Origin of the sequence: Hyphomonas sp. UBA3601 (assembly GCF_002375605.1) — a bacterium.
In the GTDB taxonomy this organism is placed as follows: domain Bacteria; phylum Pseudomonadota; class Alphaproteobacteria; order Caulobacterales; family Hyphomonadaceae; genus Hyphomonas.
This window is the reverse complement of record NZ_DFME01000144.1, coordinates 24776-36661: the sequence shown is the minus strand read 5'-3', so window position 1 is coordinate 36661 and position 11886 is coordinate 24776. Positions and strand designations below refer to the sequence as shown.

The 11886-nt window shown below is 54.1% G+C and carries 11 protein-coding genes; 4 read left to right on the top strand and 7 right to left on the bottom strand.

The window, feature by feature from the left end:
• Together B4F73_RS16260 and B4F73_RS16255 are read right to left on the bottom strand one after the other, a co-directional pair.
• Window positions 1-1038, bottom strand: a complete 1038-nt coding sequence (locus B4F73_RS16260; RefSeq protein WP_290483785.1) for a LacI family DNA-binding transcriptional regulator — start codon at window positions 1036-1038, stop codon at window positions 1-3.
• 278 nt (window positions 1039-1316) lie between these two features.
• Complete coding sequence (locus B4F73_RS16255) at window positions 1317-3791, bottom strand: TonB-dependent siderophore receptor (RefSeq protein WP_290483784.1); 2475 nt, start codon at window positions 3789-3791, stop codon at window positions 1317-1319.
• Window positions 3792-4038: 247 nt separating this feature from the next.
• On the opposite strand from B4F73_RS16255, the gene B4F73_RS16250 reads away from it, so the two are divergent.
• On the top strand, window positions 4039-5118 hold the full coding sequence (locus tag B4F73_RS16250) for a D-2-hydroxyacid dehydrogenase (protein ID WP_290483783.1): 1080 nt from the start codon (window positions 4039-4041) through the stop codon (window positions 5116-5118).
• Here B4F73_RS16250 and B4F73_RS16245 read toward each other — a convergent pair.
• Window positions 5083-6129 carry a glycosyltransferase family 2 protein gene (locus B4F73_RS16245; protein WP_206990544.1) on the bottom strand — a complete coding sequence of 349 codons (1047 nt, stop codon included), beginning with the start codon at window positions 6127-6129 and terminating at the stop codon, window positions 5083-5085. The genes B4F73_RS16250 and B4F73_RS16245 overlap by 36 nt on opposite strands.
• A gap of 193 nt (window positions 6130-6322) precedes the next feature.
• Here B4F73_RS16245 and B4F73_RS16240 point away from each other — a divergent pair, with 193 nt between their 5' ends.
• Window positions 6323-7510: a glycosyltransferase family 2 protein gene (locus B4F73_RS16240; protein WP_290483782.1), complete on the top strand. Its 1188-nt coding sequence runs from the start codon at window positions 6323-6325 to the stop codon at window positions 7508-7510.
• Window positions 7511-7655: 145 nt separating this feature from the next.
• Window positions 7656-8822: a CaiB/BaiF CoA transferase family protein gene (locus B4F73_RS16235; protein WP_290483781.1), complete on the top strand. Its 1167-nt coding sequence runs from the start codon at window positions 7656-7658 to the stop codon at window positions 8820-8822.
• Here B4F73_RS16235 and B4F73_RS16230 read toward each other — a convergent pair.
• On the bottom strand, window positions 8819-9559 hold the full coding sequence (locus tag B4F73_RS16230; RefSeq protein WP_290483780.1) for an SDR family NAD(P)-dependent oxidoreductase: 741 nt from the start codon (window positions 9557-9559) through the stop codon (window positions 8819-8821). The two genes, B4F73_RS16235 and B4F73_RS16230, sit on opposite strands and share 4 nt — an antisense overlap.
• A gap of 75 nt (window positions 9560-9634) precedes the next feature.
• Entirely contained in the window at window positions 9635-10501 is an 867-nt protein-coding gene (locus B4F73_RS16225) for an alpha/beta fold hydrolase (protein WP_206990541.1), read from the bottom strand.
• A gap of 275 nt (window positions 10502-10776) precedes the next feature.
• Here B4F73_RS16225 and B4F73_RS16220 point away from each other — a divergent pair, with 275 nt between their 5' ends.
• Entirely contained in the window at window positions 10777-10962 is a 186-nt protein-coding gene (locus tag B4F73_RS16220) for a NepR family anti-sigma factor (protein ID WP_290479485.1), read from the top strand.
• Between the two features lie 12 nt (window positions 10963-10974).
• On the opposite strand, the gene B4F73_RS16215 is transcribed toward B4F73_RS16220, so the two are convergent.
• Entirely contained in the window at window positions 10975-11169 is a 195-nt protein-coding gene (locus B4F73_RS16215; protein WP_206990540.1) for a hypothetical protein, read from the bottom strand.
• A 240-nt stretch (window positions 11170-11409) separates the two neighbouring features.
• Window positions 11410-11886: an outer membrane protein assembly factor BamE gene (locus B4F73_RS16210; protein ID WP_034815402.1), complete on the bottom strand. Its 477-nt coding sequence runs from the start codon at window positions 11884-11886 to the stop codon at window positions 11410-11412.

The window sequence follows — 11886 nt, the reverse complement described above, 5'->3', positions numbered from 1 at the left end:
CTAGCGCGATCCACCGCTTGATTCACGAATGATCAGCTGCGTGGGCGTCAACTCCGACTTGGCAGTCTCACCGGCCAGTTGAGCGAGTAGTTTTTCCACCATCAGTTCGCCGCCACGGGCTATGTTCTGGTCAATTGTCGTGAGTGACGGGGTTGCCATACCAGCTTGTGCAATATTGTCGTAACCGACTACAGCTACATCATCTGGCACAGAAATGCCGCGTGCGTTGAGCGCCAGCAAAGCGGACATTGCCAAAACATCAGAGGCGGCAAAGATGGCATCAAATTTCTTGCCCGAATCCAAAAATTGAAGAACTTCCTCGAACGCATTTTTCGCGCCGAATTCAATGTCCAGAGTCAACGTATCGTCCCAGCCTACGCCACGTTCGTCATGTGCCTTGAGAAATCCATTGTATCGCAGCTGGACCTCAGGAAGGCGACCCGGCCCCAGGAACAATATACGTTTTCGAGCAATCGAAAGAAGATGGTCACCCGCAAGTCGACCGCCTTCGACATTGTCACTTCCGACAAGTGTGTAGTTTAGGTGACCAGCGTTGCCACCCCAGACGACGACTTTGCGACCCAGGGGGCCGAGCTCTTCAAGCCGTTGCGACATTCCTGCCTGGCCGATCACGATCAGGCCATCGGCTTTACCCGTCTGCAGAAGGCGGCGTTCCGCGATCGTTTCGTCTTCACGTGGAATACTCACGATCAGGTCATAGCCATTTCTTGAGGCGGCCTGACTGACCGCTCCAACCATTTCCAGATAGAAGGGGTCTGAGATAGTCTGGCCAGATTCCGGTCGTAGCGGGATGACTATTCCGATTGCCTCGGACGATTGGCGCCTAAGATTTCGCGCGGAGGCATTGACTGCATAGCCGGTCTCGGCCGCGATATCGAGGATCAGACGCTTGGTCTTTTCCTTCACCAACGGACTATCGTTCAGAGCGCGCGAAACCGTCGAGACATCAACCTCGGCCAACTTGGCAAGCTCTGCCATAGTCATCTTTCGGTGCGACTTGCTTGCGTGCTCGCTCATGTCGCCTGAATTCCTCTCGTCATGACGTCTTGTTGTCTGCGGCCTGAATTGCCGATTAAACGGGCATATAAGGACCGATGTGTCCCGCACACAGGGCTAATTATCCATTATAAATCAAGCTGAGTCACAAAGGGAATAGCGAGACCTCGAAATTATGTGATCTTGCAGAAGTAACTGTGGGCGTGGCTAGCACTTCGTCCTGAAAAGATGGGAGCCTGCCAGTGTGAATGGCAGGCTCCGAAAAGGACTGGCTTTCTCAGCTACAATGCAGGAGGCAATCAGAAGCGGTATCTGAGAGTTGCAGTCGCGGAGGTGCCGTTGATCGAGCGGGCAACGATGACATCTGCAGCACCATCGCCATCGGTGTCGAACACTCGGCCGTTCTCGGCTTCTGTGAACAGGACTTCGTCGAACACGTTGTTCACGCCAACTGACAAGGTAGCCTGTTCGGTGATGTCCCAATCAGCGAAGAAATTTGTAATCGTTGCGCCGGGCATCACATAGACGTTGTCATCATCGACATATGTGTCCGTGGTGCCGGTAAAGTTCACTCCGATGCGCCCCAGGCCGTCGATCGTGTAAGTTGGTGTAAGGGACCAGATCCAATCTGCCTGACGGCGCGGCGTGTTTCCGATATTGGCAGGCGCGGTATCGCTATCGTCTATTTCGGCATCAGTGAAGGTTACCGATCCTGACAGGTCCAGGCCGCCATAACCATATTTGAATTCAGTTTCGATACCCTGCGAGACATAGGTATTGCCCAGCGCCGTCATGGTCGTGATTTCGTAATTATCCTCTTTTGTCTCTGCATTGAAATAGGTGACATAGAGGTCAAGCTGTCCCGGAATGGCGTCACTGGATTCTTGCCATTTCACACCTGCTTCGAATTGTTCCGTCTCATCGACATATGTCTCTTCACCACCAGGGACGAGTCCGCCACCTGCATTTAGCGAATTGAACAATTGCCGCTCGCCATTGAAGGCTGCACCGTCGCTGTAGCGTCCGAATACGGAGAGTGTATCTGAAACCAGATAGTTCGCGCCGAGAGTGAAGGAGGTGTGGTCTACCTCGAAGTTGGCGATGCCACCTTGGCCAGTATTGAGCGATACCATCATTTCCGGGGCGTCAATAATGCCGTCGCCATCTACATCAAATGCGCCGCCAGCGCCTTCGGTGCGTGTCCCGGTTTGCTCTATCGTGTCGAAGCGTACTGAACCGTCAATCGTCAGACCGTTATCAAGTGCCCAACTTCCTGCCACAAAAGGTGCGCGGGCCTGATATTCGAGGTCATAATTGCGGTTGGTGCCCGTCCAACCGAAAGCTTGGTTGTAGCCAAGAATTCCATTGTCGGTGAAGCCATTCACGTCGATCAAAGCCGCATTGGTGTCAGTTGATGTCAGGAACCGATTCCAGTGCCAATCCTGAACGAATTTCTGATTCATGAAGAAGTACCCGGCCGTCAGGTCCAATGAAGAGCCTTCAAAGGCCAGAGATTTGGAGGCGCGCAACTCGCTCGCAAAATTGCTCATATCGTCGAGGTCGGTGTTGAAGTAGGCAACTTCCGAAACGTAGGGGTTGCCCGTTGCGGCCGCCAGCGATGCGGAGGTCACCGGATTGCCCGCGCCGGGACCGTTGAAGAAGCTCCCTGACGCGCCGCCATAAGTGGATGCCAGAACAGTATCGGCATCGCCCACAAAGTGCGTGAAAGGAGCGTTGAAATAGCCTGAGATGTCTTGGTAACGGGCCTTGGCGTCCAGATTTATTCCTGCACCAATATCGAAGTTTGCCTCAACACCTAGAGACTTGATTTGTGTGCGGATGCCATCTGCAAGGTCGTAATTGTTGACGGTATTGTTGCCATCAACATCGCGTCCATTCCGAATGTAGGGGCTGTGCAGGCTGTCATTCGTCGCTGAGAAGCCAGCGATGCTGTCGGTGACTTCATCACCAGACAGACCAGCAGCTTGTGGCATGTATGTCGCGTCGGCTTTGTCCAGCCACTTCGAGTTCACGCGTATGAAGCCGTTCTCGAATTCCTTGGTGAGGCTGGCGCGAATTTGACCGCCACTGACCGCATCAAAGCCAAGATCACGATAGTCTCCACCTTGTTGCCAATGGCCTCCAACATGGAAGTAGACAGTGTCAGTCAGCGCGCCCCCATACTCGAATTCTGCCCGGTAATCATCATGATCGAGTCCCGTGCTGAGTGCGATCGAACCACCTTCTGTGCTTCCAGTTTTGGAAATGAAGTTGATGATGCCGCCAGGGCCGTTTGTGGTCAGCGTGGAGGCCGTACCGCCCCGAACCGACTCAACGCGGTCAAGTGTACCGTCCACTTTGTAGAAGCCATCGGCAGGCGCGAAGTCGAAATCTCCGAACAACAGTATCGGCAGCCCGTCTTCCTGAAGGCTCACATACTTTGCCCCACCTGTGGATAGCGGCATTCCTCGGACCGCTATATTGGAGTTACCGCCGCCGGCGGAACTTTCGGCACGAATGCCGGGCAGGGCGCGAAAGATTTCTGCGGTGCTGCGCGGGGCAGTCTTCATCAGTTCGTCTTGATTTAGACTGCTGACAGATATGGAACTGTCGAGTCGGTTTTGACCGCCTGCCTTTACGATGCCGGTCACGATGATGGTTTGTTGTCGAGCCTCTGCCTCAGTTGCACTCAAAGTTTCTTGAGTGAACGCGGTGCCATTCGCCAGGGCAAATGCGCCAGCACTAAGCAAAAGTGTATTGCGAACAATCGACATGACTTTTTCCTCCCTATCACTGCTGGTGTGTGCACCAGTCGACTTCTAGACCGGCACGTCCCGGTTGGCTCTTCATAATATCAAAATACAATCGATTGCAATACATAAATACAATCGATTGCAATGGGTTCACCAAGGGAAGAGTGCGAATGAGACGATAGTTGAAGAGAAACGGCGCACTTCTTGCTCTTTTCAGTTTACAGCAGAATTTCGCATCGGTGCAATTGCCCATCCTTGGAAGTTAGTCATGACAACACGCAAACTCCTGGAGTCCAAACCAAAGATCATGGCACGACTTCCATGGTCCGCGAAACATCGCGAACGCCTTGAAGATATCTTTGCGCCTGCTGAACTGGTTTTCGTCAAGCGAGAGGATCGGGTTGCCATCGACACAGCTCTCCAGACTTGCGAAGTCGCCCTGATTGATGGCGTGATGGATGATCGCTATCTTGCTGCGCCCAAGCTGAAATGGGTGCATTGCGACCAGTCTGGCCTCGATGGTTATGCACCACAGAGGCTGAGTGACAGCGATCTTGTTGTGACTTCTTCGAAGGGCCGGTCTGGTCCGGTGCTCGCCGAACACGCTGTCTTCTTCATGCTCTCGCTGGTGTACAGGGCATCGACCCTTGCGCGCGCCCAGCGGCGCCGCGTCTGGGGCATCCGGGATCAGGATACCTTACGCGGGCTAAATGGCCGAAGCATATCCATCATAGGCTATGGGGCGACAGGAGAGTGCCTTGCCCGTCAGTGCCAGAGCTTTGAAATGAATATCAGGGCATATCGGCGGAAAGATATTCCGGCCAAAGTCCCCGGCGTGCAAATGTATAGCGCTACGCGCGGGGATAGCTTGTTGGATGCTGTGCGGGATTCGGATTTCGTGGTGATGTGTGCGTCGCTCAATGACCACAGTTATCGAATGCTGGGGGCGCGTGAAATTGCTGCGATGGCGCCGGGAAGCTATTTGATCAATGTTGCGCGTGCACAGCTTGTCGATGAGGGGGCAATGATCTCGGCATTGGAGTCCGGACACCTGGCAGGCGCGGGACTGGACGTAACAGACCCCTATGAGCCGCTTCCTCCGTGGCATCGGCTTTGGTCAGCGCCAAACATAATGATCACGCCGCATTTCACACCGCAAATGCCTGACCGAACTTCCCGCACGCTGGATATGGTCGAGGAAAACTACGCCCGGTACATGAAGGGAGAAGACCTGCTTCACAGCTTCTCGAAAGAAGACGTGTTCTCGCTAACCCCTGAGTTAAAGCGGTTTCGCGGTCGCCACCGTCTGTTGTCAGCCTGGAACAGAATCGGGCGTTGGATTGGCTAATTGGGGTAGAGGCACAGATGGTGACTGATCCGGTTTGATAAGGCGCCGAGACGCCCAGGCAGAAACAGCCTCACAGACCAAAGCGGTTGCCGTTACGGTTATTCGCCATCCGGCCAGTCTTTGAAGTTTTTTGAACGGGAAAGCGTGACGCTTGTGATCGCGCAAAAAATTCTCTTGCCGCTCGAAGTCATGCGACAGCCCCCATTTATCGTAGAAATATCTCTCGGCGCGCATAACGCGCGCACGACTCCAGCGAACGCAAAAATAGGGTCGATCTCGCCAAGTCAGCTTTTTGCCGACTGCGTAGGCCACGACCGACTCCGGTTCGTAAAAGATCTTCCAGCCTTTTTTGCGCGCCATCAGCGCCATGTCTATTTCATCGGTGAACCCAACAAGGTTCGGATCAAAAGGTCCTATTTCCCGGATCATTTCCGTGCGGGCCAGGACAACATGAAATTCGGTGCAACCTGTTTCCTGCCGAACGAGGTCGTTCTTGGTGGACAGATAAGGTTGGTGTTCGAAACCATGACGACGGTGGATGGTTTTGCCATTCTCACCCTCGTCAATATCGAGAATGCCGCCCGCATGATGAATGCTGAGGTCCGGCATTCTGGCCGCTGGTCCAACCAGAATAGTGGGGGTTACCAGTCCTGCGCCGGTTTCATCTGCACATTGGATCAGAGCGTCCAGCCACCCGGGCTGAAAAACAACATCATTGTCGATGAATGCTATGTACTCGGTGTTAATTAATGGCAGCGCGGTGTTGCGAGCGTCATTGGGCGTCAGGAACCCGTCCCGCCGGATGTAAGTGTGTCCCCGCGTTTCCACTTCAGTCTTCAGAACATGTGCGATGTCTCGCGGCGAACCACCGTCAATATAGACCATTTGGAATGGCGTATCGGTCATGTCAAAGCAGGAACTCAATGACATCTCAGCCTGTTCGAAACGCTCTCTCGGTGAAACGACAATCGTTACACGGGCAATTTGTGGGGGCGTGATTTCGTTGTTCATTTGTACGAATTTGCTTTCTTTTCGAGAAAAACGAAGTTCAAATACGTTGAGTCATGGGGAAGTGACTGGAAAAACAATAGCATCCCATGCGATTTTCATACCGAAATCTGGAAGAACATCAATTTCTTTGGCTCGAATATTGCGCTGTCCCTATTATCTTCCTCTTGCATGCCATTGAGTTCCAAGCATCCACATGACGTCTGTTGCCCCGCCATCCGTAACCGTAATCCTTCCGACCTTTAATCGGGCTCATCTGATTGCGGAAAGTATCAATAGTTTGTTGGCGCAGACTTGGCCCATTGAAGAAATCATTGTCGTTGACGACGGTTCTACCGACCACACGGATCGTGTGGTGGCAGCGTATGAGCGGCAAGTCAGGTATTTGAAGAAGGCGAATGGCGGGAAACTTTCAGCTCTGAACGTCGGACTCACCTGCGCAAGCGGCGACCTCATCTGGATCATGGATGATGACGATATCGCACCAGCGGATGCGCTAGAGAACCTGATCACACCATTTCTGGAGTGTTCGGACACAAACATCTCGTATGGTGCGTTGCAGAAATTCTCCGTGGACGCGAGCACCGGTCGGACCGAGTATGTAAAGACGTTCCCCTATCCGCCAGAAGATGGACGATCATTCTTTCTACATGTGCTCGAGGATTGTTTCATCACCGGCCAACCATGCTTGCTCGTAAGGAAATCTTGCTACGACGCTATCGGTCCGTTGCCTGAGCATATAACGGTGTCGGAGGATTATGCGGTGCTGATAGAACTCGCGCGCCGTTATGAAGCCCGTCGTGTCGACGCGGTGACTCTGTTCCAGCGGCAACATGAGGGCCCACGCGGCCCGAGCGATATCCGCTATGCCGCCGATACACGATATGCCCGTTGGTGTGCCGCGGACACTGGCTTAATGGAGCGAATATTGCCCACACTTTCGCTAGATGAACTGAGTGGTGGCCAGGGTGATCCATTCAGTGCCCGCCGGGCGCTGTTTCAGAAGGCGGTAATCGCGGCGCGCAAGAAGCTTTGGCCCAGTGCGATAGAGGCACTCCACGGCGCCGTGAAGGCTGACCGAGTTACTCCTCTCAATCCATTGGAAGGCCATATCCTGAGCGGCATGCTTGGATGCCGTTATGGTCTTGATGAACTGGTAGAGCATCCGGAATGGATGGACCGGGTCAGGGATGTCTTGGCTCCATTGGAAGACCGAAATGAAGCCTTGTCACGGATTGCGGGGTTGCTCACCTATCGAATTCGCATCCAACTTTCGGAACGTGATTTCAAGCGCGCCCGAGTGTATTGGGGGCTTTTTTGGCGCCTGACAGGTGTGCGATTGGGGGTCCGAACCGGAGTCTCTCGACTAGCCAGCGCAATCTGAAAAACGGCAGATCCTCGTACCGGTTATTTATGCGTGGAAACAACGCTGATCCGGCTTGTCTGTCCTAACGACACCCCGTCTAATTGCCTTGGAAGCATCTGCGGCTCGCCAATCGCAGCAAGACTAAATTTGGAGGATGCGCAACATGCCAGGCACCAACCTTCTGTCGGACATCAAGATTGCGGACATGACCACAGTCATTTTCGGTCCTTATTGCACGCAGACCTTGGCCGACATGGGCGCGGATGTCGTAAAGGTAGAGCCAAAGGGAGGGGATGATTTTCGCAATGTTGGCAAGCCTGCGAACAATCGTAGCATGGGACCATGCCATTTGACGATTAATCGAGGTAAGCGCTCCGTCGTCTGGGACTTGAAATCTGAACCCGGTAAGGCGGCCATAAGGAAGCTGATCCAGCAGAGCGATGTCTTCATCCACAATATTCGCCCAGATGCGGTTACGCGCCTCGGCCTGACTTTCGAAGAAGTCCGTGCAATCAAGCCCGACATTGTCTATGTCCATTGCCTGGGCTTCGGATCGGATGGTCCCTATGCAGGTCGCCCTGCCTATGATGACCTGATTCAGGGCCTGTCCGGCGCAACCATGCTCTTGCCAAAGGTCGACGGAAACGAGCGACCGCGCTTTATTCCCACCGCCTTCGCCGACAAGGTTTCCGGAATGCATGCAATGTATGCAACGCTTGCGGCACTTCACCATCGCGACCGCACGGGCGAGGCAGTTCATGTCGAAGTTCCCATGTTCGAATGCGTGACCCACTTCCTCTTGGAGGAGCATTTCTACGAGGCTGAGTTCGATCCACCGGTCGGACCATTCCTGTATCAGCGTCAGGTCGACCCTTCACGCCAGCCGCTCAAGACGTCGAATGGCTGGATCGTGATTGCACCTTATGTTGACGCGCGCTGGATCAAACTGTTCGATGTCATGGGTGCCCCGGAAGAATTGCAAGACGAACGCATCGCCGATCGCAAGGGGCGGTTTTTCAATCAGGACTACATGATGTCGCGCGTGCAGGAATATTTTGACAAGCAGACGACGGAGTATTGGATTGACGCGTTGGCGAAAGCAGATATTCCGGCGGCCCGTGTGAACGATTTCCCGGATCTGCAATCAGACCCGCATCTTGTGGCGACAGGCTTCTTTCAACGACGCGAGCACCCGACGGAAGGTCATTATTGGGAAACGCAGCCACCCGTCATTTTTCGAGGCACGCAGCAGCGAGAAATCGCTCCGGCGCCAAGAATTGGCGAACATACGGAGCTCGTATTGTCCGAGTTGGGATTGGGGATCGACTAGGTCCCGCCATCTACCGAGATCACGGATCCGGTGGAGAAACTGGCCGCGTCGCTCAATAGATAAAGGGCAGCCGATACGATTTCTTCGGGGCGTCCGGGGCGACGGAGGGCGTTATCCGCTGTTTGGCGGGCTTCGTCGGTCCATGCGTCCGCAATATCGGTCAGGAAAGGGCCTGCGCAGATACAGTTTACACGAACGTGCGGCGCATACTCCTTGGCCATGCCAATCGTCATCGCGTTGAGACCAGCCTTGGCCGCGCTGTAAGGAACGACTTGGGCCAGTGGCTGGAGGGAGGCAATCGAAGAGATGTTGAGAATGCTGCCAGAGCCCTGCGTTTTCATCTTCTGGCCGATGATGCTGGCCAGACGATAGGGTCCTTTCAGGTTCAAGTTCAGCACACTGTCATACAGACTTTCGGGCACCTCATGGCTCGGCATACGCGGCCCCATGCCGGCATTGTTTATCAAAATGTCGACGTGCCCGAATTCGGCGTATGCCGCTTCGATCAGCTTATCGATCTCGTCCCATTTCCCGCAATGCGCACCTACGGCGAGAGCACGCTGTCCCATTGCCCGAACCTCTTCAGCCACCGCTTCACAGGCATCCACTTTGCGGCTGGCTATGATGATATCTGCGCCGCGTGCAGCAAGCGCTTTTGCCATCTGGTATCCCAGTCCGCGACTGCCGCCGGTAATCAGGGCCACCTTGCCTTCGAAATTCAGTAGTGGATCGTTCATGGCTATCCCTCCAGTATTTTTGGAGAGCTTAGTGCAGTTGCGCCTGCGCGCCAGCACTGTCCTCGGGGCAGTCGATCAGAGAAACGCCTTCAAGTCGCCCATGAATTGTTCGAACTTGTCATGGTGCAACCAATGACCGGCATCCTTGTAGAGTTTGACAGTCGCCGTGTTGAACTTCTCGATCCGGCCATCCTCTGCGGGGTTCGAAGCCCAGCTTTTTTCTCCATAGAGCAGCAAGGTCGGACAAGTGATCTCTCCCCACAACTGCTCCACATCTTCCTGCGCCATGTCGTAGGGCGGGAACGTGCGAAAATAGTTGTCGAATTTCCACGACCATGTGCCATCTTCATTCTGGCTGATCCCGTGCAGGGTCAGGTGTCGCGCCTGCTCGTCATTGAGATAGCTGTTTTCATCCTTCATGCGCGTGTATGCTTCTTCGAGGCTGCCATACTTTTTCGGCGTCCGCCCGGCCATGCCGCGCTTGGAATCGATCCACTCGCGCATGCGCTCGCCGATCGGGCGTCCAAACCGCTCTTTCAGCATTTTGGGGGAGGGGCCCAGACCCTCAATGGCCACCAATTTGCGTACATTGTCTGGATAGATCCCGGAATACCGCAACGCGATGTTGCCGCCGTAGGAGTGGGCAACAATCGTAACCGGTGCGAGTTTTTTCTGATGGATGAGTTGAGCAAAATCGTACAGGCAGGCCCGCGCAGAATACTCGCCATCGGCCGACCAAGCGCTATCACCATGCCCTCGCAAGTCGGGGGCGATGACATGCCAATCCTTGCGAAGTTCCTGGGCAACCCAGTCCCAGCTACGGCAGTGGTCTCGTCCGCCATGCAAGAGAATCAAAGGTGGAGCGGTTTCATTGCCCCAATCCACATAGTGAAGACGAAGGCGTTGCGAAATATAGGTTTGGGAGGTTGGTCCATGTATCATCTGGCTATAGTTTCGGGCCTTGCCAAGCTTGTCCAGTCTCTCCGTAGCGGCATGCGCCTCTGGCGACGGCTAAACGAGTGAAACAGCTTTTTCGCCAAGCAAGGACAGATGTGGTGACAACAATGCATGGGCGATACACAGGCAAAGCTCGAGAGTATTTTTCGCCTAAAGGGAGAATGGTAAGAGCATATTAAAGCTTCCACCATATATTTTTTTGGCGTGATTATGGTCAGAATGGATGATCGGAATCTGGGGAGCGCACTGGGAGGGGCAGCGTGAAAGCGGTCGCTAAGCATCTAAGTGAACACGATGTCGCACGCATCAAGCGTGCCGCCAAACTTGGAGCGGCATTGCGCGAAGCCTATGCGGAAGTTCTCGCGGAGCCGTGCCCACAATCCATGTTGGATCTTTTGGATGAGCTGCGTGCTCAGGAATCAAAACAGACTAAGCGCAAGGACTGAAGACGCTTGGCCTCAGCCAAATTGTTGAGGGATATCTTCCTCGAAAATCAGCCTGTCTGCACGATCCAAACGCTGCTTGGCCAAGCACTTGACCGCTTCATAGCGCTTTTGGATATCGTCCGTCGCCAACATTTGTGTTGATGACTGCTCACTCGATTTTTGCAGCGACTTCAAGGTCCTGTTTAAGAGAGGTAGTCTCCAGACCATCACCATCCTCCTGCTTCAAGGTTGTTCGTTCGGAACCGAAATTCCACACAACTACACACCTTTTCCGTCTGAGGCTGGAACGTCTATCGCGGCGCCTTTCGCCAAATCGTGACGGAATAAGCCAAGACTACCCCGAAATCCGCCAAGAAGCGAGTTACTTTTCTATAATTCACTCCACGCGAGATAGAGCGGTCCCTATATGGGCTGCATCTTTTGCTATGGAGCCAAGAGGCCAGTACCCTAACGACGACCGGTCGGATTGTCCGGCGTGGCTTCATTGGTGCGTGGCAGCTGAACTGCGCCGATCGTACCGAAGATCTGCTCCCAGAAGCCAAGCTCTCGGCCGCGAGTTGGCGTTTCACGCGACGCATAATTCACGATCTGGCCAGCATCCTGATCATATTCGACGACTTCTTCTACTTTGTCGTCTTCACCAAAGCGTATGGCGACAACGCTGCGAGTTTTCACCTTCGGGTTCAGATACGCAATGCGCTCCTGAAGTTCGGACATGTAGATCCAGGTGTTCTCGTCAAAGATGCTGGTGGTGGAGGGCGACCCAAGTTGGGCCAACACGCTGGAGCGAGTATCTTCGCCTGGCTTCATTTCGCGCGGCTGAGCTTCGTCCGCCACATAGCCGTGATAATCGCGCGATGGCGTCAAGCAAGCTGTAAGGGGCAGAGCCAGTAGTGACAGTGCCAGTATCGCACATCGCGACAT